We start from the raw sequence: 26,837 nt of genomic DNA on the forward strand, positions 1-26,837 counted from the left end.
TCCTTAAACCGCCTTGCCGGATTTCTGGGCGTGCTTGGCGAAATCCTCAGGTCTGGCGTCGAGGACATTTTCCTTGATCCATGCGGTGAAGCTGTCGCGGTCGCGGGCGATTTCGTCCCAGGCGATGTAGAAAGCGTTCGAGCGCGAATAGTAGCCTTGGGCGTAGGAGGGGAAGGCGCCGCCCGGCACATGCGCAACGGCGGTCACGGTCCAGGAGGGCAGCACCACCGAGTTCGGCGACGGCGGGTTCAGCTCGTCGACGATCTCCTCGACGGTGACGATCGAGCGCTTGGCGGCGAGCACGGCTTCCTTCTGAACGCCGACGATGCCTTCGAGCAGTACGTTGCCGGCGCGGTCGGCCTTCAGCGCGTGGATGATGGTGACATCAGGGCGAATGGCCGGAACGGCGGCCAGCACTTCGCCGGTGAAGGGGCAGGTGACGGTTCGGATGTTCGGGTTCACCTTCGGCAGATCTGCGCCGATATAGCCCCGGAACACCGCGAACGGCAGGTTCGCGGCACCCGCCTCATAGGCGTTGGCCATCGCGGCGTGCGAGTGCTCCTCGATTTCGAGCGGTTGCGGCCACTGGTTTTCGACCGCGTCACGGAAGCGGTGCAGCGAGCCGACGCCCGGATTGCCGCCCCAGGAGAATTTCATACCGCGCGCGGCACCGACACCGATCAGCTGGTCGTAGAGAATGTCGGGCGTCATGCGGATCAGGAAGAGATCCTTCTTGCCCTGCCTGATGACCTCATGCCCCGCTGCATAGGGGATGAGATGGGTAAACCCCTCCATGGCGACCGTGTCGCCATCCTTCACATTGTCCGCCACCGCTTCGGCGAGTGGTACGATCTTCGCCATATGCCTTTGCCCCCGATAGGATTGCCCCTCAAACGCCAGCCGGCGCGCGAGTGGCAGGTAGAACACCTTTGCGATGCGAGGAATAAGCTCAAAAAGTTCGGGCCCGGTCAATCGTTTTGTGCGCTATTTGACTTTTGTTCGTATATCGCACAGAATCATTCAAGCAGGAAAGGGGCCGACATGCGGGAAACGGACTACGTCAGCGGTTTTGCCAAGGGCCTGAAGGTCATCGAGGCGTTCGGCGAAACGCGGCAAAAGCTGGCCATCGCAGAAGCCAGCAAGTTGACGGGCCTCGACCGAGCGACGGTCCGGCGCTCGCTGCTGACCCTCGCCGAACTTGGCTATGCCGACTACGACGGCAAGTTTTTCGTTCTGACGCCAAAGATACTGAGGCTCGGGCACGCCTATCTGGCGGCGACCCCCCTGCCCTCGATCATCCAGCCCTATCTCGATCAGCTCTGCGAAAAGGCGGGACAGAGCGCATCGGCATCCGTTCTCGACGACACCGAGATCGTCTACATCGCGCGTGCCTCGCAGCGCCGGGTGATGTCGATCAACCTTAGCCCCGGTTCCCGGCTGCCGGCTTTCTGTGCGTCGATGGGGCGGGTACTCTTGTCGCAGCTTCCCGAAAGCGAGGCTTTGCAGATCCTTTCGCGCACGGCTATCAAGGCCAATACCCCCATGACAAAGACCGATCCACAGGTGCTGATGGAGGAGTTTCGGCGGGTCAAGGCGCAGGGCTATGCCATCATCGATCAGGAGCTGGAGATCGGGCTTTGCTCCATAGCCGTACCCATCGCCAACGATCGCGGCCAGACGCTGGCGGCGCTGAACATCGGCGCGCCGGCGGCAGTGGTGCCTGCAGCCGAAATGGCGGAACGGTTTCTGCCGCTCCTCATCGAAACGCAGAGCGCGCTCCGCCTCGTGCTGCGCTGAGCGGCTTGCAATCGAACGGCGTCTGTACTTCTATCCGCCGGCGCACCGGAGGAGGCTAGCCGTGACATTTCCACTATTCGACCTTGCAGGCCGCCGCGCCCTGGTGACGGGTTCCAGCCAGGGCATTGGGCTCGCACTCGCCCACGGGTTTGCGCAGCACGGCGCGACCGTCGTCCTCAACGGCCGCGACGCAAGGAAAACGCAGGCGGCCGTCGATGGGCTTCAGGCCTCGGGATATGCGGCCGAAAGCGCCGTCTTCGATGTGACGGACGCTCAATCGGCCGCCGAGAGCGTGGATCGGATCGAAGCGGAACTCGGCCCGATCGACATTCTCGTCAACAATGCCGGGATGCAATACCGCGCGCCGCTCGAAGACTTCCCGATCGAGCAATGGGACGCGCTGATGCGCACCAATGTCTCAAGTATATTTTACGTCAGCCGCGCCGTCGCCCGCCACATGATCGCGCGCCGCCGGGGCAAGATCGTCAACATCGCCTCGGTTCAAAGTGAACTCGCCCGCCCGAATATCGCCCCCTATACCGCGACGAAAGGAGCCGTGCGCAACCTGACGCGCGGCATGTCGACCGACTGGGCGAAGTACGGGTTGCAGGTGAACGCGCTTGCTCCCGGCTATTTCAAGACGCCGCTCAATCAGGCGCTTGTGGACGACCCGAAATTCTCCGCCTGGCTGGAGGGGCGAACGCCCGCGGGACGCTGGGGCGAGGTTGACGAACTCGTGGGCGCCGCGGTGTTTTTGAGCTCCGATGCATCCTCTTTCGTCACCGGGCAGATGCTGATGGTCGACGGCGGGATCACCACGAGTCTATGAGCCAAAGGGCTAAGGTCGAGGAGCTTTTGTTTGCGCTTCACGATCACTACATAATGCTGAGCTAGCAACATTCATGAAGGTTACGGCGTTAAGGTTATGGGATTAGCATTCCAAAGCGTGACGCTTTTCAGAGAAAAAGCTGGCTTCGCACGATGAAAAAATTGTGCTTACGTTGGGATCGGCGGCAATCGGTGTCGAAGTGCGCATGAAAAACGATAAATTCGAGATCAAATTCTGGGGTGTGCGGGGAAGTATCCCCGTATCGGGCCCGGAATTTGAGCGTTACGGCGGTAATACGTCCTGTATCGAAGTGAAATACGGAAATCGTCATCTGATCTTTGACGCCGGCACCGGTTTGCGCGAGGCCGCCTCGTCGCTGACCGCCGACGGCACGCACGACGTGGATCTGTTCTTCACGCATTCGCACTACGATCACATCATCGGCTTGCCGTTCTTCGACGCGATCTACGATCCGAAGCTTCGCGTCAACCTGTGGTCGGGCCATCTCAACGGCACGACGACGACGCGCCAGCTCATCGGCCAGTTCATGCGCCCGCCGTGGTTCCCGGTCGAGCCGGATATCTGTCGAGCAAAACTCGCCTTCCGCGATTTCCGTGCCGGCGATACGCTGAAGCCGCACGACGGCATTGTCATTCACACGGCCAAGCTCAATCATCCCGGCGGCTGCATCGGCTACCGCGTCGAATGGGCGGGGCGGGTCATCGCCTTCCTTTACGATACCGAACATGTCGCGGGAAAGCTCGACGAGGCGGCGCTCTACCTGATGCAGGACGCGGATCTCGCCATCTACGACACGACCTATAGCGAGGCGGAAATGCCGAAGCATATAGGCTTCGGGCACTCCACCTGGCAGGAAGGGGTCAAGCTCGCAAAGGCTGCCAACGTCAAGCAGTTCGCGCTTTTCCACCACGCTCCGGCACGCTCCGATGCCGAACTCGATAAGATGCAGGCGGATGCGCGCGAAAGCTTCCCCGCCTCCTTCGCCGCCTACGACGGCCAGATGATCGAGTTATAAGAAACTCCCGTCTAGGGCACAAACTCTACGGCCGGCCGCCAGCGGATTGCCGGGTGGCCGGAGGTTTCCTGCAAGAGCCGGTCGATGAAACTCCAGGCGTTCTCGTCGTGGACGAGATGGTGCGTCAGGATGCCGATCGGTTCGGCGTCCCCCAGGAAGCGTTCTTGAAGCTCTGTGATCAATAAGCCGACAAGCTCGCTGTGCGGGCGCCCGCCGCGCGTGCCGTGCCAGTCCATGATGTCGACATGGGTGTTGACGAGCGGGATCGGGCTATTGGCCTTCGCCGGTCCGTAGACCGAAACGGCGCGATAGCCGAAGCCTTTGAGATGCGGCAGGAGCGGCCCGGCGATCCTGTTCCACGGCGGCACCAGCATCGGCACGAAGCGGCTTGGATAGAGTGCCTCGAGCTTTCTGAAGCCTTGCCCCAACTCGTCGAGAACGACGCGTTCCGGCCGATCCTGGCCCAATTCCTGCTTCTTGGAGAGGTCGTCGGCATAGTTGGTGTGCGTCCAGCCATGCACGGCGACGGCGACGTGGCTCTCTTTCGCGAGACAGGAGGCAAGCGCTTCGCCGCTCGGGGCCGGAATGACGGCCAGCGTCAGGGGCACGGCGTGTCGACGGGTCAGATCGAGGAGACGCGCCAGCGCCGGCGTCGGCTTGATCGCGTCATCGTCGCGGAACCAGAGGCTGGCGCTGCGGCCGGCGTCCGCCCAGCGGTCGAGCTCGGCGCGCAGCGGCTTCCAGATTGCATCATCGTTCATAGGCCTGGCTCGTATATTGGCGCAACAGAAGGTCAAGTCGTTGGGAGGCGGCCGCCAGCGACCGCTCCTCGTGCACGAAGCGGCGGGCGGCGTCACTCATCTCGCTGGCGAGCGCGTCGTCGTCAAGCAGGGAAGCGATCGCCCCGGCAAAGGCATCGACATCACCTTCCGCGGTCAGGAGGCCGGTGCGGCCGTCTTCGACTACTTCGGAAACACCCGCCGTCTTCTGGGCGACGACCGGCAGTCCGGCCGCCTGTGCCTCCAGATAGGCAAGCCCATAGGCTTCGCCGAAACCTGGCCAGACATAGATGCCGCCCGCGATCAGCTCCGCCGCGACGGCGTCGGGGGCGAGTTCTCCACGCCAGATGATACGGCCGGGTTCGAAGGCGGAAAACAGGGCTTCGATCTCGGCTAGCTTCGGCCCGCCGCCGATGATCGTCAGCGTCCAGGGTCTGTCGCGAATGCGCTCGAGCGCCTTTGCCAACAGGACGTAGCTGTCGAATTTGACCCCGCGCCGCATCATCGCCACCGTCACGAGCCGGCGGGGCGCCGACGCGGCGGTTTGGCGAACCGCAAATTGCTTGGCGTCGATGAACGGCAGAAGCCTTGCATAGTGTCCTTCGGGCACGACGGTTAGGAGCCCTGCCCTGTCGCGCTCGGTAAAGCATAGATTGAGTGCGGCCTCGCGGACGGCGGAGACGACGAGCTGTTGGCTTTCGAACCAGCCACCCTCGTCGCGGCGTCGGGAATAGGAGGCTTCCGCCGTGACGTAAGGAATACCGGCGCTCGCGCAAAGCCGCGGACCGATCCGGTCGGGAGACTTGTAGTAGGAATGATAGGTGAACCAGAGATCGGGCTTTTCGCCTGTCACCCAGCGTGCGGCGATACCCGCGGCTTCCGCTTTCGCCTCCGCTGCGAGCCGATCAAGCAGCAGCGGATCCGGCTCAGCGGCGTAGCCGCGAAATTCGGAGACGATCTCGACCTGGTGTCCGGCGGCGGCAAGGGCTGCCATCAGGAGCCGGCTCATCAGGCGGTCGCCTGATGGTACCGGGTGATTCGGTGATTTGAGGGGAGCGTAGAATGCGATCCTCATGATCTTGCCGCCGGCTGACAATCATGTGATATGCCGGCCGTCAAACGTGACCGCGCTGCTCGTCTTTCGGCAGGTTGCCTGCCACAATGATCCTGCATACGGTTGCCGATATCTCGATGGGTCCGAAAGCGGTCTGAGCCGTCATTATCTGCTTTCCCACCGTTTGTGAACAGGCCACCGGAACCCGGTTTGATGACGACAAAGGCAGGCACGGTCATTTCCAACAGCACCATCCGAAAAGCTCGCCTTGGCGCCGGTCTCGTCATATTCGTTTTCGTCCTTATGCATCTTGCCAACCATGCCCTCGGCCTGATCTCGATCGGTGCTGCCGAGGCGGCGCGGCACTGGTTTCTGGCGGTGTGGCGAAACCCGGTCGCCACGGTCCTCCTTTACGGGGCCTTCGCGGTGCATGTGGTTCTCGTTCTAAGATCGCTTGCGATGCGCCGCACGCTTGCGATGCCCGCTGGCGAAGCCTTTCAGACAGTGACCGGCCTGTTGATCCCGATACTCATCATCGAGCATGTGATCGGCACCCGGCTCGCCCACCTTCTATACGGCTTCTCCGACAACTATCACGCCATCGTACGCATTCTCTGGGTCTCCTCTCCCGTAAATGGCGTGCGGCAGAGCATCGCCCTAATCGTCATTTGGGTGCACGGCTGCATCGGCGTGCATTTCTGGCTGCGCTACCGGCCGTGGTACACCCGGCTCGCCCCGATCGCGCTGGCGTTTGCCGTCATGCTTCCGGTTCTGGCTTTGCTCGGCTTTGCCACCATGGGCAGGACGATCGTGCAGGTCGAGGCCGAGGGCGGCTATCCCGGCGGCTACTACGATGATGCCCGCAGTTTCGGCGAGTACGTGTCGGTGCCGACAGGCGAGCGGGAACAGGCCGTCGCCCGGTCGCGCACGGCGCTTTACGGCGCGTTCCTTGCGTCGCTCGTCGGCATCTATGCCTTTCGCGTGCAACGGCGCTGGCGCGAGCGGCCGCACCAGCTGTCGATCCGTTATCCCGGCGGTGAGATCGTGCGCGTGCCGAAAGGCTTCACGATCCTTGAAGCGAGCCGTATCGGGGGCATTCCGCACTATTCGGTCTGCGGCGGTAAAGGACAGTGTTCGACCTGCCGCGTGCAGGTGGTCGAAGGCGTTGCGGCATTGCCGCCGGCAGAGGCTATCGAGCGGCGCACGCTTGCCCGTATAGGTGCTGCCTCAGATGTCCGCCTTGCCTGCCAGCTGCGGCCAACGGAGGACATCGCGGTCGTTCCCCTGCTCATTCCTGCGCCGGAGACGTCCATACCTGTCCTCAGCCAGCCCGCCAGCGCCGGCCGGGAGCGGGAAATGGTGATCTTCTTCTGCGATTTGCGCCATTTTACGACGCTGACCGAGGCGAGGCTGCCCTTCGATATCGTCTTTCTCCTCAACCGCTACTTTTCGATCGTCGGCCGTGCCGTCGAGGCGGCGGGCGGCAGGGTCGACAAGTTCATCGGCGACGGCGCCATGGCGCTGTTCGGGCTCAGGGACACGCCCGAGGAGGCCTGCCGCCAGGCGCTAAAAGCGGCGGCGGACATCATCCGTGAGGTGGACCGACTGGGCGAAGAGCTGGCGGATGATTTGTCCATCCCGTTGCGCATCGCGATCGGCATCCACACCGGGCCCGCCATCGTCGGCTCGATGGGCTATGGCGCGGTGAAGAACCTGACGGCGATCGGTGACACCGTCAACGTCGCAAGCAGGCTGGAGACCGCGGCGAAGGAGTTCGAGAGCGCACTCGTCTTTTCCGAGCCGGTCGCGACATTGTCGGGCATCGACGTTTCGCAACTTGAAAGTCGGCAGATTGCCGTGCGCGGTCGGGGCGAGCCGTTGCGCGTTTACATCGTCGACCGGGAAGACGCCGAGCGCTTTGCGTGATTTAGCGACGCGGTGTAGGGATGGCAGCGATGCACAAGAAATCTCTCGCCAAATCCTTCAAGCGAAGACTGCGAAAATACAGAAACCGCCTCGCCACGCGGTTTTTCGACACGCGCTATGGCCGCGAACTGCTGGTGAGCGCCATCGGCCCGCGCGTCACCAGCATGACCGTCGATTGCGGCGATCACATCATGAGCTTTTCGCCGTCGGACTATATCGGGCGGAAGGTATTCCGGAAGGGACACTTCGAGCGCGACCATGTCGATCGACTTCTTGCCGTGCTGAGCGAACGTGGGCTCCTCCGGGATGGAACAGTCCTTCTAGAGCTTGGCGGCAATATCGGCACCCAGACAGTCTATTTCGCGCTGAGCGGCGCCTTCGGCCGTATCGTGACCGTGGAGCCGGATCCCCGCAATTTCCCCATGCTGGTGACCAATATCGAGCAGAACGGGCTTGGGGATCGGGTAAGCGCGGTCCACTGCGCGGCAGGCGACCGCGAGGGGGATCTCGAATTCTTCCTTCATCGCAATAATCGCGGCAAGAGTAGCGCCATCCAGCAAAGCGCCCGCGACCAGCGGATCACCGTTCCGGTGCGGCGGGTGCCGGCGATCCTTGAAAGTGCCGGTGCGGACGCAGCCGATGTCGGCCTCGTCTGGATGGATATCGAGGGCTATGAGCCGTTCGCCTGCCGTTCGATGGAAACCCTGCTGGCGCAGGGTGTTCCGCTCTACATCGAATACACCCCGGCCTTCTATGGTCAGGAACAAGCCGCCGAGTTCGTGCGCTTTCTCGGCGGTTACTACGACGATTGCCTGGCCTTCGTCGAGGACCGGCGGCAGGCCATGAAGGTCGCCGAATTGCCGGTCGAGGGTGATCAGTTCGACGTTCTCTTTCTTCCGCGCGCATGATTTTCAATGCCACATTGAGCAAAGTCGACGGCAGGGCTCCCTCCTCCGGCCGGTTCGGCATGGCTTTTTGACTTCGTCAGCGCCGACGGTAGAGAAAATATCGATCCTGGCGGACCGATTGCGGCAGCGACAGCGGTTCGAGTTCGGGATGCTCGAGAGGCAGTCCGCTTGCGGCGAGCCCGCCCGTCTTCAGCACACCCGCCATCAATTGCGGCAGCCAGGTCAGCGTCGCCGCGTCCACGTCTTCGTAGGCGGTGCCGATATCGGCGTGGGCAAGTGCGGCGCCGATCCCGACGAAGCGCTGGGCGGTATCCCGGATCTCGCCAAGCAGGAGATCGCCCTCTGGCGGCATCGACAGTGCGTGGGCGTTGGCGGTTCGGTCGAACGCAATGATGCGCCGCCCTGGCAGTCGCTCGCGAAGATGGTCGAAGGTCCGGCCGTTGCCGAGGCCGAGTTCAAGAACAGGCCCGTCGATATGGCGGACTTCGTCTGCGATGGCATCGAGGATATCGCGCTGCGCCGTCAACCGGCGGATGAAACTGTCGAGACGGCTCACGGCCTGCTCCCTGGTTTTGTTGCTTTTGGTCGGCATGACCCCGAGAGGCTGGCTCAATCGATGGCGATCGTGATTTCGCCGAGGCCTTCGATGCCGCCGGTCATCACCTGACCGCGCCCGACGGCGCCAACGCCTTCAGGCGTGCCGGTCATGAACAGATCGCCGGGCTTCAGCTCGACCGAGCGTGAGGCGAAGGAAATGACATCGGGGACCGGCCAGATCAGTTGATCGATATCGGAATCCTGTCTGATCTCGCCGTCGACGGCGACCCAGATTCGGCCGCTCCTCGGATGCCCGATATCGGCGACCGTCAGGAGCGGCGCGATCGGCGCCGACTGGTCGAAACCCTTCGACCAGTCCCAGGGGCGGCGCAGGCTCTTGGCCGTCTCCTGCAGATCGCGACGGGTCATGTCAAGCCCGACACCATAGCCGAAAACATGTTCGAGCGCCCTTTCGGGGGCGATATTCACCCCGCCTTCGCCGATCGCGACGACGAGTTCGATCTCGTGATGGAGATTGCCGGTCTCCGGCGGGTAGCGGACAGTCGTGCCACTATCGACGACGGCGTCGGCGGGTTTCAGAAAGAAGAAAGGCGGCTCGCGGGTCGGATCGCCGCCCATTTCGCGGGCATGGGCGGCATAGTTGCGGCCGACGCAGAAGATGCGGCGAACCGGAAAGCGCGCATCCGTCCCGGCAATCGCAACGCTGGAGACGGGCGGCGGCGCAAAGATGTAGTCAGTCATGATGTCCTCGAAATTTCAGGGCGCACGGCACACGCCCGGCGCCCACCCGCTTTGCCTGGACCATGCCAGTTCCGGCGCGGCTTTTCAAACGTGATCGGCTGGATCGGGCACCCAATTCGCTCTTGATCCGGAGCGCACGGATGCGCAGGATAGCGGGTGATGGGCTCCCGCCCAAAGAGATGCAAGCAAGGAACAAGACCATGAACCTCAAAGACCCGTCGCTTTTCCGTGAGGCTGCCCTCGTCGGCGGCGCATGGATCGATGCCGATCCGAAGAACGCCATCGAGGTGAACAATCCGGCGACCGGCGAGATCATCGGCCGCGTACCGAAGCTCGGTGCTGCGGAAACCAAGGCGGCCATCGAAGCCGCGCGGGTCGCGCAGAAGGGTTGGGCCGCGCGCACGGCCAAGGAGCGCTCGGGAATTATCCGCAAGTGGTTCGAGCTGATGGTCGAAAACAAGGAAGATCTCGGCCGCATCCTCACGCTCGAACAGGGCAAGCCGCTTGCAGAAGCGATCGGCGAAATCGTTTATGGCGCCAGCTTCATCGAATGGTTCGCGGAAGAGGCGCGCCGCGTCTACGGAGATCTCGTGCCCGGCCACCAGCCGGACAAGCGCATCATGATCATGAAGCAGCCGATCGGCGTCGTCGCGGCGATCACGCCCTGGAACTTCCCGAACGCCATGATCACGCGAAAGGCGGGCCCCGCCTTTGCCGCCGGTTGCGCCATGGTGCTGAAGCCAGCGTCACAGACGCCGTTTTCTGCAATCGCCATCGCCATCCTTGCCGAGCGCGCCGGCCTGCCGAAGGGCGTATTCTCCGTCGTCACCGGTTCGGCAGCGGCGATCGGCGCGGAAATGACCGCCAATCCGACGGTGCGCAAGCTTACCTTCACCGGCTCCACCGAGATCGGCGCCGAGCTTTACAAACAAAGCGCGCCGACCATCAAGAAGCTCGGCCTGGAGCTTGGCGGCAACGCGCCCTTCATCGTCTTCGACGACGCGGATCTCGACGCCGCGGTCGAGGGGGCGCTGATCGCCAAGTACCGAAACAACGGACAGACCTGCGTCTGCGCCAACCGTCTCTACGTACAGGAGGGTGTCTACGACGCCTTCGCGGAAAAGCTCGCGGCCGCCGTCGGCAAGCTCAAGACCGGCAACGGCTTCGACGAGGGCGTCATACTGGGACCGCTGATCGACAAGGCGGCGCTCGCCAAGGTCGAAGAGCATATCAGCGATGCCGTCGGCAAGGGCGCCAAGGTCGTCCAGGGCGGCAAGCGCCACCAGCTTGGAGGCACCTTCTTCGAGGCGACGGTTCTGACGAACGTCACGCGGGACATGGCCGTCGCGCGCGAGGAAACGTTCGGACCGGTGGCACCGCTCTTCCGCTTCAAGGACGAGGCCGACGTCATCGAACAGGCCAACGACACCGAGTTCGGCCTTGCCTCCTATTTCTACGCCAAGGAGCTTGCCCGCGTCTTCCGCGTTGCCGAAGCGCTGGAATACGGCATGGTCGGCGTCAACACGGGCCTTATCTCGACCGCGGAAGCCCCCTTCGGCGGCGTAAAGCTCTCAGGTCTCGGCCGCGAAGGCTCGAAATACGGCATCGAGGAATTCATGGAGGTCAAATACGTTTGCCTCGGCGGCATCGCCTGATCTCGCCAAGCATTCCGCCGGCCTCCCAAAGCGAGGCTGGTGGAGCTGACCTCCGCTCGCATGAACCCATATCTCACTGGTTTGCTTGAGGGATTTTGAGCGATCTGCTAAAGGTTGCGGCATGGAACGCGTGGCAACAAGTAGGGCGATCTGGCGCGCGCTGACGACGGTCAATGCGCCGTTGCCCATTCACATCGATGCCGACACCCTGATGGCCTGCCTGCTTCTTGCAATCACGGACAGGCAATGGCGACCGCATGTCCGCGCCTTTTTCAGAGAAGTCGGCCTGGAAGTCATAATGGACATGGTTGTGGAAGGCTCGGTTACATTTGATAATCTTTCCCAGGCAATCTCGTTCTGGGATGTCGATGACGATTATGAAAATGCGCGATGGATCCGGGAGATGGCTACCGTCTCAATGGCAGACGCTGATGGATCTCACACTTCGGGCGGTCGATTCCATAACGACTGACAGGGAGCCGGCCCCGACATGGACGTTCGGCGGCGGAACGTCCCTTGCTATCGATCTTTGCCATCGCGTAAGCTACGACATCGGCGCATTCCTAGATTCGGCCAAGCTTATCCAAAGCCTCGTTCCCGTCAGAAACACCGTTACGCGGATGATCTGCTGGAACGAGGAAACCAACGGACCCGACTATCAGTATCCCGGACACTACCTGAAGTTGATCGTAAAGGGAAAAGGTGAGATCGATTTCCTTGGGGCGTCTCCGTTGCTGGACGATGCCACGACCCCGTTTGGGGCGAATTATCATTCGCGAGCGCCCGGCAGAAGTCATAGCTAAGAAAATTTATCACCGAGGATCGACCTTCAAGAGCCGTGACGTCTTCGACCTTTCGGGCACTTACATCGCCATGCCGAGCGAACTGACGGATGCGGCAACCTCTCCCTTCCTGACGCCGGATATTTACGCTCGGGTCAGGCTTCGCATCGAGACCCCCATGCGAGCGCTCGAAGACGAGATGAGCGAAGAGGTAAACCCGACTGATTTCGGCCGGAGCTACCTCGCAAGCGCCTGCAGCACTGCCCTTGAGGCGCTCGACTTCATGGAGAATAGGCCGAAGCCATCACCAGGCTAATGCGCCGGCGTGTTCGACCATGCGCCGATCTCGCCGCGGCCGGCGATGACGCTGCCGGCTTCGATCTCGCGGCGCAGCCGGGTCTCGAGGGTGTCGATGTCGACCTCGGCGGCCGTTGCGACGCCGCGGCCGGCGATCTCCGGCAACATCGTCACGATCAGTTCGACGAGCTGGTGCGACCAGTCCAGCCCTCCGTTGACCCCGCCGACCACGGCCTCCATATGCATCGCCGGCGCGGCCAACCCGGCGGCGCGATAGGCGGCATCCAGATTCAGACCCATATTGGTCTCGATGCCGCAGCGCCTGAACGTCTCGACCACCATCCCGATGCAGCGGTCGTAGAGCGGCGCCAGCGGCCGTGACAGGCAGCCGTCCCAATCCGGCTCGTGAAATGCAACGATGCCGCCGGATTTCAGATGCGGCACGAGACCGCGCAGCATGGCGACGGGATCCGCCTGGAACATCAACACGTAGCGGCCGATCGCGGCATCGAACGGTTCCTCGAACGACAGAGTTTGCGGATCGCCCTCGCGGAAGCTGACGTTTCCAATCGCCTCGATTGTGGCACGGCTTTCGGCAGCCCGCAGGGCCGCCGGAACCCGGTCCACCCCCACCACGTGGCCCGTCTCGCCGACGATTTCCGCGACGAGAAAGGTGACGTCGCCAGCCCCGCAGCCGACATCGAGCACCCGCATGCCGGGGCCGATACCAGCCAGCTGCAGAATGCGCCGCGTTATCGGATTGACGATATCGGCTTGATGCTTGAGCCGCCGGATTTCGCGGTCGGAATGGACAAGAATATATGGCACGCTACCGTCTGCATCGCTGCTGTCTGCAACTTCCATGGTTAGCCCCCACCAATCTCCTGAGCATGAGATTTTGCGCGAGCGAGATTAGGCGACGGTTCAGTAGCCCCGTCAACGGCCCGTTCATCGAACACGAAGCGATCGGAGAACTGCCGGGGGTTTTTTCCACGCAGCATGCCTAAATTATAAAAATATTCGCCGATCTGCGGCAAAGCCGGATGGTGACACGCTGCCCAATTCGTGTGCATAGCTTTAAGTTTAAAGCAGAATCCGCGAGCAACCCGATGAGCCACCTGTCACACATAGACTACGAAGCAGCGTCCGACGCGATCCGCGCCGAGCATGACAGGGAGGTCTCCCTGCGCGGCCGCATGACGAATATGAAGCGTACGCTGCTGCATTCGCCCGAGGCGCATCGGATCTATGCCGAATGGTTCACGCTGCGCGAGGAGTTGCGTCCGGCGCTCGACGACCGCGCCATCTGGCTGTTCTGCCTGACGATTGCGATCGAGACCCGGTCGATCATCCCGGTCGGCTTCTTCCGCCGGGCGCTGATCAATGCAGGCCTTGTGCCTGATGAAGTGGTCCCCACCGAGGATGAGGCGCTGCTGATCGATTTTGGAAAGGCGATCGTCGCCGATTCCAATGACGTCCCGGACGTGATCTGGAGCCGGCTGAAGGCGCGCAATGACGAGCCGACGCTCGTCAACCTCGTCGCCTTTGCCGGCATCATGATTGCCACGGCGATTTTCAACAATGTCGTCAAGATCGACATCGACCCGGAACTCCTTCCCTATCTGGAAGGCTTCGAATTCCCCAGCAAGTAATTCTTTTCAGACATCACCCCAGAGGAGACACCATGCGTATCCCATCCTATCGCGCCCGCCTGCTCGGCACCGTGTTCGGCGCGGCCCTTGCTTTCACCGCCGGCATTGCCCAGGCCGAAACCCCTCAAAACGTGCTCGTCGTCGCCCAGTCGATCGACGATGCGGTAAGCTTCGACCCGGCGGAAGGCTTTGAGCTGACGACGGTACAGTCCTTCAACAACCTCTATCAGCGCCTCGTTCAGTCGAACCGCGCCAACGGGACCAGGATCGAACCGGCTCTCGCCGCCTCCTGGGAAGCCGGCGCCGACGGCAAGAGCCTGACCTTCAAGCTCGACCCGAACGCCAAGTTCGCCTCGGGCAATCCGGTCCGCCCGGAAGACGTGATCTTCTCGCTGACGCGTGCCGTGAAGCTCAACAAATCGCCCGCCTTTATCCTCAACGAACTCGGCTGGAAGGCTGAGAACGTCGACAAGGCGATCGAAAAAGTCGACGACAGCACGGTGAAGCTCACCTGGAGTGCCGATGTCGGCCCCTCTTTCGCGCTCTCGCTCTTGACGGCGCCGATTGCCTCCATCGTCGATGAGAAGACCGTCAGCGCCCAGGCCAAGGACAACGACTTCGGCAATGCCTGGCTGAAGACGAACTCGGCCGGCAGCGGCCCGTTCTCGATTGACGCCTACACGCCGCATGAAGCGCTGGTGCTGAAGGCCAACCCGACCTCGAGCGACAAGGCGAAGCTCGAAAGCGTCATCGTCCGCAACGTGCCGGATGCCGGCGCCCGCCGCCTGCTCGTCGAACAGGGTGACGCCGATATCGCCCGCGGCCTCGGCGCCGACCAGATCGAGGCGCTGAAGAGCAAGGAAGGCGTCAAGGTTCTCGCCGTCCCGTCCGCCCGCACCGACTACATCCTGATCAATTCCAAGGCCAATCCGACGCTCGGCAATCCGGCCTTTTGGGAAGCGGCACGCTATCTCGTCGACTATGACGGCATTGCCAAGGACCTGCTGCGCGGCCAGGCGCAGGTGCATCAGGCCTTCCTGCCGGTCGGCTTCCCCGGCGCTCTGACCGACACGCCGTTCAAGCTCGACGTCGAAAAGGCGAAAAAGATCCTGGCTGATGCCGGCATCCAGACGCCCGTGAAGGTGCAGTTCATCGTCTTCAACGACCAGCCATTCTTGTCGATCGCACAGTCGCTGCAGTCGAGCTTCGCCAAGGCCGGCATCGATCTCGACATCCAGCCGGGCGTTGCTAGTGAAATCTACGCCAAGGGCCGTTCCGGCCAGTACGAGATGACGCTGCGTTACTGGATCCCGGACTATTTCGATCCGCATTCCAACGCCAGCGCCTTTGCCATCAACCGTGACAACTCGACGAACACGGCTGCGAAATATGCCGGCTGGGTGATACCGGAACTGACGGACGAGACGCTCGCCGCCGTCAAGGAACTGGATGCCGCCAAGCGCGTCGCTCTCTACGAGGACCTGCAGAAGAAGGTGCAGAAGAGCTCACCGTTCGTTTTCATGCTTCAAGGCAGTGATCAGGTCGTGCTAAGCGACAAGGTCAAGAACTATGCCCAAGGCCTGAATGCCGATCAGGTCTACTACGACAACGTGGAGAAGTAATGCAGGCTGCGGATATCCGCGCATCCTCTGGAACTGAAGACTCCCGCCAGCCGGCCGGCTGGCGGGGGTTCTCTTATGTGTGGCGGCTGGCGCGCTGGTTCTGGTCCTTTGCGCTGACGCTGCTGGGGTTGTCGATCGTAACCTTCGCGATGACGCGGCTTTCGCCCATCGACCCTGCCTTGCAGATGGTCGGCGACCATGCCAGCAAATCGACCTATGAGGCGGCGCGCATCGCGCTCGGCCTCGATCAGCCGCTGCCGGTGCAGTTTTTCCGCTATTTGCAGGCAGCCGTTTCCGGCAATCTTGGCCTCTCCATCTCAACCGGACAACCGGTCGCAAGCGACATCGCGCGCACATTCCCGGCCACGATCGAGCTTGCCACCGCCGCAATCATCATCGGCGGCGTGATCGGCCTTGCGCTTGGGATCGCCGCTGCGATGCGCCCCGGCACCTGGGTCGACGCCGCGGCGCGCTTGGTTTCGTTGTTCGGTTATTCCGTGCCGATCTTCTGGCTCGGCCTCCTGATGCTGCTTCTCTTCTACGCCCGCCTGCATTGGGCGCCCGGCCCGGGTCGTCTCGACGTGGTGTTTCAATATACCGTCAAGCCGGTGACGGGCTTTGCGGTGATCGATGCCTGGCTTTCGGGCAAAGCCGGCGCGATGCGCGACGTGTTTGCCCATCTCGCCCTTCCCGCAATCGTTCTCGCGCTCTATGCGCTTGCCGGCATTTCACGGCTGACGCGTGCCGCGATCCTCACCGAACTCGGCCAGGAATATGTCACGACCGCCCGCGCCAAGGGCGCTGGACTTGGCCGCATCGTCTTCGTCCACGTTATGCCGAATGTCGCCGGCACGCTGCTGACGGTTCTGGCGCTCGCCTATGCAAGCCTGCTCGAAGGTGCGGTCTTGACAGAAACGGTCTTTGCCTGGCCGGGCATCGGCCGCTATCTGACGACGGCGATGTTTGCCGGCGACATGCCGGCGATCCTGGGTGCGACGCTGGTGGTCGGCAGCTCCTTCGTGCTGCTGAACGCACTGACAGATCTTGCAGTCAGCAATATCGGGAAGGACCGGGTGCGATGAGCCTTGCCGCCGATCCCATCCTTCGCCCCTCCTCCTTTTTCCGCCGCATCCTGCGTTCGCCGTCGGCCGTCGTCGGCGGGGTGATCGTTTGCCTGATGCTCGCCGTTGCCTTGCTGGCGCCGTGGATCGCGCCCTACGATCCCAATCTGCAGGAAACCGCAAACCGGCTGATGCCGCCGAGTACTGCGCATTGGCTGGGCACCGATGCTTTCGGTCGCGACCAGCTGTCGCGCCTCATTTTCGGGGCGCGGCCGACGCTGCTTTTGGTGCTGTTCGTCGTGCTTCTAATGGCGCCGATCGGGATCGTGGTCGGCATTCTCGCCGGTTACTTCGGCGGCCTCACGGAGCGCGTGCTGATGCGCGTCACCGACATCGTCATGTCCTTCCCGCGCCTGTTGCTCGCCTTCGCCTTCGTCGCGATCATGGGGCCAGGCCTCTTCAACGGCGCCTTGGCGCTGTCCCTGACGAGCTGGCCCGCCTATGCGCGTCAGGCCCGCGTGGAGACGGCCGCATTGCGCCGCAGCGACTATCTTGCCGCCGCCGAGATGGTCGGCATCAAGGGTATCCGCTTGCTTTGGGGCCATGTGCTGCCGCTGGTGCTCCCTTCCGCCGTCATCCGTTTGGCGCTTGATCTTTCCGGGATCATCCTTGCCGCCGCGGGCCTCGGTTTTCTTGGCCTCGGCGTACGGCCGCCCACGGCGGAATGGGGCTCGATGGTAGCCGGCGGCACGCAGGTGATCTTCGACCAGTGGTGGATCGCCGCCGCCCCCGGCCTTGCGATCCTGATCGCCTCCCTCGGCTTCAACCTGATCGCCGACGGACTGCGCGATATCCTGGATCCGCGCCATGACTGATCATATCCTGAACATCGAGAACCTCTCGATCGCCTTTCCCTCCGACGCCGGATCGGTGCAGGTGGTCAAATCAGTGTCGCTTACCGTCGGGCGCGAGATCGTGGCCCTCGTCGGCGAATCCGGTTCCGGCAAGTCGATGACGGGCCGCGCCATCATGGGCTTGCTGCCGCGCCGCGCTGAGATCGCTGCGGAGAGGCTAGCCTTCGACGGGCAGGATCTGCGAACGCTGAACGCCTCGGGTTGGAACCGGCTGCGCGGTAGCGGCATGAGCCTCATCCTGCAGGATCCGAAGTATTCGCTGAACCCGGCGCATCGCGTCGGGCGGCAGGTGGAGGAAGCGTTGCTCCTGCACACCAGACTCTCGGCCAGCGAGCGTCGGGAGCGGGCGCTCGACATGCTGGATAAGGTCGGATTGACGGACCCGAAGCGCGTCTATGCGAGCCATCCGGCGGCCCTTTCCGGCGGAATGGGCCAGCGCGTCATGATCGCCGCCATGCTGATCAACCGCCCGAAACTCATCATCGCGGACGAACCGACTTCGGCGCTCGATCGAGGTCTGCAGGACCAGATCCTGACGCTGCTGCGCACGCTGACGGAGGAGTTCGGCATGTCCCTGCTTCTCATCAGTCACGATCTTCAGCAGGTATCGCGCTATGCCGACCGCGTGCTCGTCATGCGTCGTGGCGAGATCGTCGAGCGGCTGCCGGCTGCGGAACTTTCGAACGCGCAATCGCCCTATACGCGCGGCCTTTGGGCGGCGCGGCCTTCCGCAGAGACCTACGGCACGCGCTTGCCGGTGCTCGACGAACGGGAGGACGCTGTTTGATGGCCGCGCTCAGCGTCGAGCATCTGTCGATCGCCTTCGAAGGCGCCAAGGGGCGCTTCTCGGCGGTCAAGGATGTCAGCTTTTCTGTCGCCGAGGGCGAGACTTTTGGCCTCATCGGCCCGTCCGGCTGCGGCAAGACCACGGCATTGCGCGCCGTTGCCGGGCTGAATACCCACTGGGAGGGTTCGATCCGCGCCTTCGGCGAGGCGCTCCAGCCCGGCCGCAAGATCACCGGCGCGCTTCGGCGCGACATTCAGATGGTGTTCCAGGATCCCTATTCCTCGCTTCACCCACGCCATCGCATCCGCCGCATCCTCGGGGAGCCGCTATCGCTAGCAGGGAGCCGCGACGTCGATGGAGAAGTGGTAGTGGCGCTTGAGCGCGTCGGTCTGGCATCGGCGATCGCCGGCCGCTATCCGCATCAGCTATCCGGCGGCCAGCGCCAGCGGGTGGCGATCGCAAGAGCGCTGCTCCTAAAGCCGAAATTGCTGCTGCTCGATGAACCAACCTCGGCGCTCGATGTTTCCGTGCAGGCAGAAATTCTCAATCTATTGAACGACTTGAAACGCACGGAGGGGATGACGCTGGTGCTCGTCAGCCACGATCCGGGCGTTGTCGCGCACATGTGCGACCGCGCGGTGCTGATGGGTGCGGGGAAAATCCTGCGCGAACTCGACCGGGCCGCACTCGCGGCGGGCTTTGAGGCGGAGGAGCCGGTTTAGACCGGACGAAATCCGATCCACTCCTGAGATTCTACGGCAAGTCTCCGATCTTGACGCGTTCATCGGTCGAAGCTCGTTGACAAGTTTCCCCAATTTGAAAAACTGCCCTGATCCATGCGGCTGGCGTTGGGGGACACATGTTTAAGCGCGCGTTTTTCGAATTGTCCGCCCTCGTCTTCGCAGCCGCCCTGTTGTCTGCCGTGCCGGGCGGCGCGGCGGAACCGAAACGCGACGTCGTGGTGACTGAAGACGGCGACTATTTCGGCTTCGATTTGCGAACCGAACAGAACCGCACACTCGAACAATGCAAGGCGAGTTGCGTCGGGGACAGGACGTGCCGTGCCTTCACCTATAATCCCAAAGTGAAGTGGTGCTTCCTCAAGTCCGACTTCAACCAGTTGAACAGTTTTCCGGGGGCCGTGGCCGGCAAGATCGTTGAAACGGCGGGCGATCCGGATATCGGTGCTGCACCACGCCTTGCCTTCGTTTCCGACAAGCTGGTGCAGGATGCCCGCGAGGCAAAGGCGGGTCTTACGCTCGCCGACGAGCAGCAGGGCCAGGGTCTTCAGAGCCTGCTTGCCCTCGCCCGCATCGAGCTCACGAACAACAACGTCGAAAACGCCATCAAGGCCTTCATGGGCGCGCTCGCAATCAACCCGGACGACGGGGCGCTTTGGACCGAGACGGCGCGGGCCGCCAACGCCATCACCGGCAATGCCGACATCGCTGGTCAAGCGGCGATTGCAGCGCTCAATGGCTATCAGCTCAGCCGCACGACACAAGACCGCGCCGACGCGCTTTCGGTTCTCGCCAAGTCGCTGGAGAATTCCGAGAATTTTCGCGCGGCGCTGAGCGCGTATAAGGCAAGCCTGGCGCTTACCGAAGCAAAGACAGTCCGCGCCGCCTATGCCGATCTGCGCGCTCGGCAAGGTTTCCGCGTCATCAATCACACGATAGACGCCGACAGCGTGACGCCGCGTGCATGCGTGCAGTTTTCCGAGCAGCTCCTAAAAGGTGGCACGGACTATGCGCCGTTCGTGATCCTCAACGGCGCGGCGCCCGCCGCGGTCGAGGCCAAGGGCGACCAGATCTGCGTCGAGGGGCTGGCGCATGGCGAGCGCTACAAGCTGGTGCTGCGCCGCGGACTGCCCTCCTCGGTCGAGGAAAACCTGGAAGCGCAGGTTGATCTTGACCTCTACGTCAAGGACCGCTCGGCGATGGTGCATTTCACCGGCGACAGCTTCGTGCTGCCGGCGACCGTCAGGCGCGGCATCCCGCTTGTTTCGGTCAACACGCCGAGCGTCAACCTGAAGCTCTACCGCGTCGGCGATCGAGGCATTGCGCCCTTGCTTGCGAGCTCGCAGTTCCTGACGCAGATAGACGGCTATAGCGCCGGACGCTTGCGTGACGAGGCGGGCGAACTCATGTGGCAGGGCGCCGTCGACACGCCGTCGGAACTTAACAAGGATGCGGTGACCGCCTTTCCGGTCGACGAGGCTCTGCCCGAGCGCAAACCTGGCGTCTATGTACTGACCGCCACGCTGCCCAATATGCCCGACCAGGAGTGGGACGCGCAGGCGACGCAATGGTTCGTCGTCTCCGATCTCGGCATTTCGACCTATGCCGGCACGGATGGGCTGAGCGTCTTCGTCCGGTCGCTTGCCAGCGCCAAGCCGCTCGCCGGCGTGGAATTGCAGCTGCTGGCGAAGAACAACGAAATCCTCGGGACAGCGAAGACCGACGCGGATGGTCGCGCCAGCTTCACCGCCGGGCTGATGCGCGGCACGGCGGCGATGACGCCGGCCGTCATCACCGCCAAGAACGGCGACAAGGACTATGTCTTCCTCGACATGACGCGCGCCGGCTTCGATCTCTCCGATCGCGGCGTGACCGGGCGCGCGGCACCCGGCGCCATCGATCTCTTCGCCTGGACCGAGCGCGGCATCTACCGCGCCGGCGAAACCGTTCATGCCGCGGCCCTTGCCCGCGACACCGCCGCTGAAGGCATCGAGAAGCTACCGCTCACCTTCGTCTTCACCCGCCCCGACGGCGTCGAAGACCGGCGCATGGTCGAAAACGGCGGCGCACTTGGCGGCTACACGCTGGATCTGCCGCTGCAGCCGAACGCCATGCGCGGCACCTGGACGATGCGGGTCTATACCGATCCGAAAGGCAGCGCGATCGGCGAGAAACAGTTCCTCGTCGACGATTTCGTGCCCGACCGCACGGAATTCGATCTGAAAAGCGAGGCGAAGGCGATCGAGCCGGGCACGCCCGTAGCGGTCACCGTCGACGGCCGCTATCTCTACGGCGCGCCGGCCGCCGGTCTCACGCTCGAAGGCGATCTCGCCTTGAAGACGACGCGGGAGAGTGCCGGCCTGCCCGGCTATGTATTCGGCCTCGCGGACGAAGAGGCGGCTGAAAACACGCGTGTTCCACTGGAGGATCTGCAGCCGCTCGACGATCAGGGTCATGCAAGGTTCGACGTCGGCGTCTCCGATCTGCCCTCGACGACGCAGTTTCTGGAGGCCGATATAGCGGTGCGGATGCAGGAGGCAGGCGGGCGCGCCGTCGAGCGGACGCTGACGCTGCCCGTCAAGCCGCAGGGCCCGATGCTCGGCATCAAGCCGGGCTTTGCCGGCGATCTCAGCCAGAATTCGGTCGCCCGCTTTCACGTCATCTCGGTCGACCCCGATGGCGGCAAGCAAGCAATGCGCGGGGTGCGCTGGAAGCTCCTAAGTGTCGAGCGGAATTACCAATGGTATCGCGACGGCAGCGCCTGGAAGTACGAGCCTGTGACCACGACGAAACAGTTCGCCGACGGCGCGCTCGATCTGACGGCGGACGGCGGCGATATCAGCGTGCCGGTGGGCTGGGGACGCTACCGACTTGAGGTCGATACGGCATCGCCCGATGGTCCGGCCTCAAGCATCGAGTTCGATGCCGGCTGGTACGTCGAGGCGAACTCGACGGAGACGCCGGATGGGCTGGAGATCGGGCTCGACAAGGAAAGCTATGCCGTCGGCGAGACTGCGAAGCTCAAGGTGTCGCCGCGCTTTGCAGGCGAGCTTCTCGTCAACGTCGGCACCGAAAGCGTGCTGCTCACGCGGACGGCGAGCATTGGTGCGGCGGGTGGCGAAGTCGAGCTGCCGGTCACGGCCGACTGGGGCGCCGGCGCCTATGTGACCGCCACCCTCTTCCGGCCGGGTGAGGCGCAGGAAAGCCGCATGCCGATGCGCGCCATCGGCGTCAAATGGCTGAAGGTCGATCCCGCAGCCCGCAAGCTTGCCGTGAAGCTGTCGCCGCCGCAAAAGACCCTGCCGCGGCAGGCGCTTTCGATTCCAGTTGAGGTGAGCGGTGCTGGTATCGGCGAGGACGCTTATGTCACGGTGGCCGCCGTCGACGTCGGCATTCTCAACCTCACGCGCTACGACGTGCCGGATCCGGACGGTTGGTATTTCGGCCAGCGCAGGCTCGGGCTGGAAATCCGCGATCTCTACGGCCGCCTGATCGACGGCTCGCTTGGCGCCATGGGGCATCTGCGAACCGGCGGCGACGGCGCTGCCATGCCGCTCAACGGCAGCCCGCCGACGGAAAAGCTGGTCGCCTTCTTCTCGGGCCCGGTTAAGCTTGGCGCCGACGGCAAGGCGACGGTCAGTTTCGACATTCCGCAGTTCAACGGAACGGCGCGCATAATGGCCGTCGCCTGGTCGAAGACGGGCGTCGGGCACGCCAGCACCGATGTGATCATCCGCGATCCCGTCGTGGTGACGGCGAGCCTGCCGAAATTCCTGGCACCTGGAGACAAGGCGCAACTGCGTCTCGATATCGCAAACACCGACGCGCCAGCCGGCGACTACCTGCTGCATGTGACCACCAATCCGGCGATCGAAATCGACCCGGCGGCAGCCGATCGGACCGTCAGGCTTGTGGCCGGCGGCAAGCAAGCCGTAATCCTGCCGCTGACCAGCGTCCAGCCAGGCGACGGGGTCGTGACGGTCGCTCTTTCGGATCGCGCCGGAATGAACATCGAGCAATCGCTCGATCTTTCCGTGCGGCCCTCCTCGCTGCCGGTAACGGTGAGCCGGCCGATCAGCCTGGCGCCAGGGGCAGCGCTTTCGGTCGACGGCGAGCTTCTCGCCGACAGCCTGCTTGCCGGAGCATCCGTCGCCGTCAACGTGGCCCGCGCCGAGGGGCCGGATATTCCGGCACTGCTGATGAGCCTCGACCGCTACCCTTACGGCTGCGCCGAGCAGACGACCAGCCGGGCGTTGCCGCTCCTCTACCTCAGCGAACTGGCGAAGACGGCGGGTATGGCTGATGACGCCGACGTGAAAAAGCGGATACAGGAGGCGATCTACCGCGATCTCTCCTACCAGTCTCCCGAAGGCAGCTTCGGGCTGTGGGCGCCTGGGTCCGGCGACCTCTGGCTCGATGCCTATGTAACCGATTTCCTGACCCGCGCCCGCGAGCAGAAATACGACGTGCCGGATCAGGCCATGGTGCAGGCGCTGGAGAACCTGCAGAACGCGATCGGCTACGACGCCAACGTCAAGGACCGGGGCAACGAGATCGCCTATGCGCTGTACGTGCTGGCCCGTAACCGCAAGGCGGCGATCAGCGATCTGCGCTACTATGCCGACACTGCGCTCAACGATTTCCCGACACCGCTGTCGAAGGCGCATCTTGCCGCGGCACTTGCCCTCTACGGCGACCAGATCCGCGCCCGCAATATCTTCATCGATGCCGCGCAGATGTCGCAAAAGGCGGAGGTGACGAAGATCAGCCTTGCGCGCTCCGACTATGGTTCGTCGCTGCGCGACGCTGCCGCCGTCTTGGCGCTTGCCGCCGAAAGCCGCCCCGTGCCGCCGATCGTGCCGGAGCTCGCAAAGACCGTTGCCGGCGAATGGCGAAAGAAGCCTTATACCAGCACGCAGGAACAGACCTGGATGCTGCTGGCCGCCCGTGCGCTGCGGAGCGGCGACGCCGGTCTTAGGCTAGATATCGACGGGACGGAACATTCGGGCGCCTATATGGCGCGCATGAGCGGCGACGACCTTTTGCGGCATCCGCTTTCCGTCACCAACCGTACGGGTGACTCGGTGTCGGTGACCGTGACGACGGTGGCGGCTCCGAAGCAGCCGCTGACGGCCGGCGGCAACGGTTTCACCATCGAACGCGCCTATTACACGCTCGACGGTGAACAGGCTGATGTCAGCGAGGCCAGGCAGAACGAGCGCTACGTCGTCGTCCTCAAGGTGACGGAGACCAACGACTGGCCGTCGCGTGTGCTGATCACCGATCTCCTGCCCGCGGGCTTCGAGATCGACAACCCCGGCCTCGTCAACAGCGCGCAATTGTCGAACTTCGACTGGATCGGCGAGGTGCAGCCGGCGCATACGGAATTCCGCAGCGATCGCTTCGTCGCGGCGCTCGATCGTGCGGCCGGCGACAGCGGCGAGATCACGCTTGCCTATGTCGTGCGGGCGGTGACGCCGGGTACCTACGATCATCCGGGCGCCAATGTCGAGGACATGTATCGCCCGCAATTCTTCGCCCGCACGGCGACCGGGCGAATGGAGGTTCAGGCGGCGCAATAATGTCGGTCTGGCGCAAAATCGGGATAGGCATTTGCGGCGCCCTTGCTTTGGCGGCGGCGCTGGTGCTCGCGCTTTATTTGGCCGATCGCGCCTATCCGCCACCGCTCGACAGGGCCCGGATCGTGTCGCCGGAGGTGTTGGACGCCCATGGGCAGCTGTTGCGTGCCTTCGCTACCCCGCAAGGCCGCTGGCGACTGAAGACGGGAGCCGGAGATGTCGATCCGCAATTCCTCCGCATGCTCATCGCTTATGAGGATCGGCGCTTCTACGAGCACGACGGCGTCGATGCGCTTGCGATTGGTCGGGCGGCGCTGCAGCTTCTGACCCATGGCCACGTCGTTTCGGGGGCGTCGACGCTGACGATGCAGGTGGCGCGGATGATCGAGCCGCGCAGCCAGCGTTCGCTTGGCGCGAAGCTCTATCAGATCGCCCGCGCGATACAGATTGAGCGGCGTCTCAGCAAGGCGGAAATCCTCGATCTCTATCTGACGCACGCCCCTTACGGCGGCAATCTGGAGGGCGCGCGCGCAGCCAGTCTCGCCTATTTCGGCAAGGAGCCGCGCCGGCTGACGGTCGCGGAGGCAGCACTTCTGGTGGCGCTGCCCCAGCTGCCGGAGAAGCGTCGTCCAGACCGCAATCTTAAAACCGCCGAAGCCGCACGCCATCGCGTGCTTGAGCGGGCCGCCGTCGCGCGTGTTGTCGGCGATGGGGAGGCGGAACGGGCGGAATTGGCCACCGTCCCGACCAACCGACGGCAGCTGCCGGCCTTTGCGGCGCACCTCGCCGAAGCAGCGCTGCGCATCGAGCCCGGCGTTCAGAAACATCGAACCACGCTTCGCCGTGGTATTCAGCAGGGGCTTGAAGCCGTGGCGCGCGAAGCGGCCGTGAGCCTCGATCCGAAGGTGTCGGTCGCCATGGTAATGGCGGACGTCAAGTCCGGCGAGATCGTCGGTGAAGTCGGCTCCGCAGACTATTTCGACGCCGGCCGTTCGGGCTGGATCGACATGACGCGGGTCAATCGTTCGCCGGGATCGACGTTGAAGCCGTTCATCTACGGGCTTGCTTTCGAGGAAGGGCTGGTCGCGCAGGAGACCATGATCGAGGATCGGCCGGCCGATTTCTTCGGCTATCGCCCGAAAAACTTCGACATGACCTATCAGGGCGACGTCACCATTCGCCAGGCTCTGCAACTTTCGCTGAATGTGCCCGCGGTGCGGCTCCTCGATGCCGTCGGGCCGGCGCGGCTGCTGGCGCGCTTCCGCCGCGCCGACGTCCGCCCGGCGCTGCCGGCAAACGAAGCGCCGGGGCTGGCGATTGGATTGGGGGGAGTCGGCATCAGCCTCAAGGATCTCGTCCAGCTTTACGCAGCACTTGCCAATCGCGGCAAACCGGTTCGGCTCGGCAACGGGATAGAGGGTAAGGCAGGCGTCATCGATGGCGAGCCGGTGGTCGAGCCGCCGGCGGCATGGAACGTCGCCGACATCCTCTCCGGCGTCATCGCTCCCGCAGGCAGCATCCAGCGCGGCATCGCCTACAAGACCGGTACCAGCTATGGCTACCGCGACGCCTGGTCCGTCGGCTTCGACGGCCGTTATGTCCTCGGCGTCTGGGTCGGCCGCCCCGACAACGGCGCGGTGCCGGGCCTGACCGGCTATGCGTCGGCGGCGCCCCTTCTCTTCAAGGGCTTCGAGCGTTCGGGTGTGGCTTTCACGCCGTTGCCGACAGCGCCGTCGGGGGCGGTGAGGATCGCGCAGGCGCAGCTGCCGGCGAGCCTTCGCCGATTTTCGCTGAACGCCGCAGGCCTTGTTGCCGCTTCCACTCGCGAGCCGGCGCCGCAGATCGTCTATCCGCCGGAGGGTGCGCATGTGGAGCTGGGCGCGGGGCCTGACGGTGCGATGATGCCGCTCGTGCTCAAGCTGCAGGGCGGGCGGGCGCCTTTCCGCTGGCTTGCCAACGGCCGGCCGCTGCCCGAAATATCCCGCAATCGGCGGAGCGAATGGACGCCGGATGGTAACGGCTATTCGACGTTGACCGTCATCGATGCCGTAGGCCGGGCCGCCACGGTCGGTGTCTTCCTGCAGTAGCGGAGATGGAATCGACCGGCGGCGGCCTTATAA

General features: G+C 63.5%; 22 protein-coding genes. 16 read left to right on the plus strand and 6 right to left on the minus strand.

Annotation, left to right across the window (positions count from 1 at the left end):
• Positions 1-3 precede the first annotated feature (3 nt).
• A complete protein-coding gene (locus AB4048_RS17150; RefSeq protein ID WP_442203190.1) occupies positions 4-861 on the minus strand; it encodes a CoA transferase subunit A in 858 nt (285 codons plus the stop codon).
• 180 nt (positions 862-1,041) lie between these two features.
• On the opposite strand from AB4048_RS17150, the gene AB4048_RS17155 reads away from it, so the two are divergent.
• The 3 genes from AB4048_RS17155 to AB4048_RS17165 all read left to right on the plus strand — a co-directional run bounded on the left by AB4048_RS17155 (position 1,042) and on the right by AB4048_RS17165 (position 3,662).
• A complete protein-coding gene (locus AB4048_RS17155) occupies positions 1,042-1,797 on the plus strand; it encodes an IclR family transcriptional regulator domain-containing protein (RefSeq protein ID WP_442203191.1) in 756 nt (251 codons plus the stop codon).
• A gap of 61 nt (positions 1,798-1,858) precedes the next feature.
• Entirely contained in the window at positions 1,859-2,626 is a 768-nt protein-coding gene (locus AB4048_RS17160) for an SDR family oxidoreductase (RefSeq protein WP_442203192.1), read from the plus strand.
• A gap of 205 nt (positions 2,627-2,831) precedes the next feature.
• The gene (locus AB4048_RS17165) at positions 2,832-3,662 is read left to right on the plus strand and encodes an MBL fold metallo-hydrolase (protein ID WP_442203193.1); all 831 of its coding nucleotides are present in this window, start codon (positions 2,832-2,834) and stop codon (positions 3,660-3,662) included.
• 11 nt (positions 3,663-3,673) lie between these two features.
• Here the strand turns inward: AB4048_RS17165 and AB4048_RS17170 are convergent, their stop codons facing one another.
• Both AB4048_RS17170 and AB4048_RS17175 read right to left on the minus strand, forming a co-directional pair.
• The gene (locus tag AB4048_RS17170; RefSeq protein WP_442203194.1) at positions 3,674-4,423 is read right to left on the minus strand and encodes a polysaccharide deacetylase family protein; all 750 of its coding nucleotides are present in this window, start codon (positions 4,421-4,423) and stop codon (positions 3,674-3,676) included.
• A complete protein-coding gene (locus tag AB4048_RS17175) occupies positions 4,413-5,516 on the minus strand; it encodes a glycosyltransferase family 4 protein (protein ID WP_442203195.1) in 1,104 nt (367 codons plus the stop codon). Before AB4048_RS17175 ends, AB4048_RS17170 begins: the two co-directional genes overlap by 11 nt.
• Positions 5,517-5,708: 192 nt before the next feature.
• Between AB4048_RS17175 and AB4048_RS17180 the strand changes: the two genes are divergently transcribed.
• Positions 5,709-7,421, plus strand: coding sequence for an adenylate/guanylate cyclase domain-containing protein (locus AB4048_RS17180; RefSeq protein WP_442203196.1), 1,713 nt, complete (start codon positions 5,709-5,711; stop codon positions 7,419-7,421).
• A 29-nt stretch (positions 7,422-7,450) separates the two neighbouring features.
• On the plus strand, positions 7,451-8,329 hold the full coding sequence (locus AB4048_RS17185; protein WP_442203197.1) for an FkbM family methyltransferase: 879 nt from the start codon (positions 7,451-7,453) through the stop codon (positions 8,327-8,329).
• Between the two features lie 76 nt (positions 8,330-8,405).
• On the opposite strand, the gene AB4048_RS17190 is transcribed toward AB4048_RS17185, so the two are convergent.
• Positions 8,406-8,885 carry a class I SAM-dependent methyltransferase gene (locus AB4048_RS17190; RefSeq protein ID WP_442203198.1) on the minus strand — a complete coding sequence of 160 codons (480 nt, stop codon included), beginning with the start codon at positions 8,883-8,885 and terminating at the stop codon, positions 8,406-8,408.
• Positions 8,886-8,938: 53 nt separating this feature from the next.
• A complete protein-coding gene (locus AB4048_RS17195) occupies positions 8,939-9,628 on the minus strand; it encodes a fumarylacetoacetate hydrolase family protein (protein WP_442203199.1) in 690 nt (229 codons plus the stop codon).
• Positions 9,629-9,828: 200 nt separating this feature from the next.
• Here AB4048_RS17195 and gabD point away from each other — a divergent pair, with 200 nt between their 5' ends.
• The 3 genes from gabD to AB4048_RS17210 all read left to right on the plus strand — a co-directional run bounded on the left by gabD (position 9,829) and on the right by AB4048_RS17210 (position 12,381).
• Entirely contained in the window at positions 9,829-11,283 is a 1,455-nt protein-coding gene (gabD, locus tag AB4048_RS17200; RefSeq protein WP_442203200.1) for an NADP-dependent succinate-semialdehyde dehydrogenase, read from the plus strand.
• Positions 11,284-11,404: 121 nt separating this feature from the next.
• Positions 11,405-11,755, plus strand: coding sequence for a hypothetical protein (locus AB4048_RS17205; RefSeq protein WP_442203201.1), 351 nt, complete (start codon positions 11,405-11,407; stop codon positions 11,753-11,755).
• Positions 11,756-12,024: 269 nt separating this feature from the next.
• Positions 12,025-12,381, plus strand: coding sequence for a hypothetical protein (locus AB4048_RS17210; protein WP_442203202.1), 357 nt, complete (start codon positions 12,025-12,027; stop codon positions 12,379-12,381).
• Here the strand turns inward: AB4048_RS17210 and AB4048_RS17215 are convergent.
• Positions 12,378-13,226 carry a class I SAM-dependent methyltransferase gene (locus AB4048_RS17215; RefSeq protein WP_442203203.1) on the minus strand — a complete coding sequence of 283 codons (849 nt, stop codon included), beginning with the start codon at positions 13,224-13,226 and terminating at the stop codon, positions 12,378-12,380. The genes AB4048_RS17210 and AB4048_RS17215 overlap by 4 nt on opposite strands.
• Positions 13,227-13,471: 245 nt before the next feature.
• Here AB4048_RS17215 and AB4048_RS17220 point away from each other — a divergent pair, with 245 nt between their 5' ends.
• The 8 genes from AB4048_RS17220 to pbpC all read left to right on the plus strand — a co-directional run bounded on the left by AB4048_RS17220 (position 13,472) and on the right by pbpC (position 26,804).
• Positions 13,472-14,014 carry a hypothetical protein gene (locus AB4048_RS17220; protein WP_442203204.1) on the plus strand — a complete coding sequence of 181 codons (543 nt, stop codon included), beginning with the start codon at positions 13,472-13,474 and terminating at the stop codon, positions 14,012-14,014.
• A gap of 32 nt (positions 14,015-14,046) precedes the next feature.
• Positions 14,047-15,636, plus strand: coding sequence for an ABC transporter substrate-binding protein (locus tag AB4048_RS17225; RefSeq protein WP_442203205.1), 1,590 nt, complete (start codon positions 14,047-14,049; stop codon positions 15,634-15,636).
• A complete protein-coding gene (locus AB4048_RS17230; protein ID WP_442203206.1) occupies positions 15,636-16,718 on the plus strand; it encodes an ABC transporter permease in 1,083 nt (360 codons plus the stop codon). Before AB4048_RS17225 ends, AB4048_RS17230 begins: the two co-directional genes overlap by 1 nt.
• The gene (locus AB4048_RS17235; protein ID WP_442203207.1) at positions 16,715-17,572 is read left to right on the plus strand and encodes an ABC transporter permease; all 858 of its coding nucleotides are present in this window, start codon (positions 16,715-16,717) and stop codon (positions 17,570-17,572) included. Before AB4048_RS17230 ends, AB4048_RS17235 begins: the two co-directional genes overlap by 4 nt.
• Positions 17,565-18,398, plus strand: a complete 834-nt coding sequence (locus AB4048_RS17240; protein ID WP_442203208.1) for an ABC transporter ATP-binding protein — start codon at positions 17,565-17,567, stop codon at positions 18,396-18,398. The genes AB4048_RS17235 and AB4048_RS17240 overlap by 8 nt, the downstream gene beginning before the upstream one ends.
• Entirely contained in the window at positions 18,398-19,120 is a 723-nt protein-coding gene (locus AB4048_RS17245) for an ABC transporter ATP-binding protein (protein ID WP_442203209.1), read from the plus strand. The genes AB4048_RS17240 and AB4048_RS17245 overlap by 1 nt, the downstream gene beginning before the upstream one ends.
• 137 nt (positions 19,121-19,257) lie before the next feature.
• Complete coding sequence (locus AB4048_RS17250; RefSeq protein WP_442203210.1) at positions 19,258-24,720, plus strand: MG2 domain-containing protein; 5,463 nt, start codon at positions 19,258-19,260, stop codon at positions 24,718-24,720.
• Positions 24,720-26,804, plus strand: a complete 2,085-nt coding sequence (gene pbpC, locus AB4048_RS17255) for a penicillin-binding protein 1C (protein WP_442203211.1) — start codon at positions 24,720-24,722, stop codon at positions 26,802-26,804. Before AB4048_RS17250 ends, pbpC begins: the two co-directional genes overlap by 1 nt.
• Positions 26,805-26,837: the final 33 nt, after the last annotated feature.

This window comes from Rhizobium sp. RAF56, assembly GCF_052113965.1.
Lineage (GTDB): Bacteria > Pseudomonadota > Alphaproteobacteria > Rhizobiales > Rhizobiaceae > Rhizobium.

Coding starts and splice junctions, on each gene's coding strand:
- AB4048_RS17150 (WP_442203190.1), bottom strand. CDS start 861: ATGGCGAAGATCGTACCACTCGCCGAAGCGGTGGCGGACAATGTGAAG.
- AB4048_RS17155 (WP_442203191.1), top strand. CDS start 1,042: ATGCGGGAAACGGACTACGTCAGCGGTTTTGCCAAGGGCCTGAAGGTC.
- AB4048_RS17165 (WP_442203193.1), top strand. CDS start 2,832: ATGAAAAACGATAAATTCGAGATCAAATTCTGGGGTGTGCGGGGAAGT.
- AB4048_RS17170 (WP_442203194.1), bottom strand. CDS start 4,423: ATGAACGATGATGCAATCTGGAAGCCGCTGCGCGCCGAGCTCGACCGC.
- AB4048_RS17175 (WP_442203195.1), bottom strand. CDS start 5,516: ATGAGGATCGCATTCTACGCTCCCCTCAAATCACCGAATCACCCGGTA.
- AB4048_RS17180 (WP_442203196.1), top strand. CDS start 5,709: ATGACGACAAAGGCAGGCACGGTCATTTCCAACAGCACCATCCGAAAA.
- AB4048_RS17185 (WP_442203197.1), top strand. CDS start 7,451: ATGCACAAGAAATCTCTCGCCAAATCCTTCAAGCGAAGACTGCGAAAA.
- AB4048_RS17195 (WP_442203199.1), bottom strand. CDS start 9,628: ATGACTGACTACATCTTTGCGCCGCCGCCCGTCTCCAGCGTTGCGATT.
- gabD (WP_442203200.1), top strand. CDS start 9,829: ATGAACCTCAAAGACCCGTCGCTTTTCCGTGAGGCTGCCCTCGTCGGC.
- AB4048_RS17205 (WP_442203201.1), top strand. CDS start 11,405: ATGGAACGCGTGGCAACAAGTAGGGCGATCTGGCGCGCGCTGACGACG.
- AB4048_RS17210 (WP_442203202.1), top strand. CDS start 12,025: ATGCCACGACCCCGTTTGGGGCGAATTATCATTCGCGAGCGCCCGGCA.
- AB4048_RS17215 (WP_442203203.1), bottom strand. CDS start 13,226: ATGGAAGTTGCAGACAGCAGCGATGCAGACGGTAGCGTGCCATATATT.
- AB4048_RS17220 (WP_442203204.1), top strand. CDS start 13,472: ATGAGCCACCTGTCACACATAGACTACGAAGCAGCGTCCGACGCGATC.
- AB4048_RS17225 (WP_442203205.1), top strand. CDS start 14,047: ATGCGTATCCCATCCTATCGCGCCCGCCTGCTCGGCACCGTGTTCGGC.
- AB4048_RS17230 (WP_442203206.1), top strand. CDS start 15,636: ATGCAGGCTGCGGATATCCGCGCATCCTCTGGAACTGAAGACTCCCGC.
- AB4048_RS17235 (WP_442203207.1), top strand. CDS start 16,715: ATGAGCCTTGCCGCCGATCCCATCCTTCGCCCCTCCTCCTTTTTCCGC.
- AB4048_RS17240 (WP_442203208.1), top strand. CDS start 17,565: ATGACTGATCATATCCTGAACATCGAGAACCTCTCGATCGCCTTTCCC.
- AB4048_RS17245 (WP_442203209.1), top strand. CDS start 18,398: ATGGCCGCGCTCAGCGTCGAGCATCTGTCGATCGCCTTCGAAGGCGCC.
- AB4048_RS17250 (WP_442203210.1), top strand. CDS start 19,258: ATGTTTAAGCGCGCGTTTTTCGAATTGTCCGCCCTCGTCTTCGCAGCC.
- pbpC (WP_442203211.1), top strand. CDS start 24,720: ATGTCGGTCTGGCGCAAAATCGGGATAGGCATTTGCGGCGCCCTTGCT.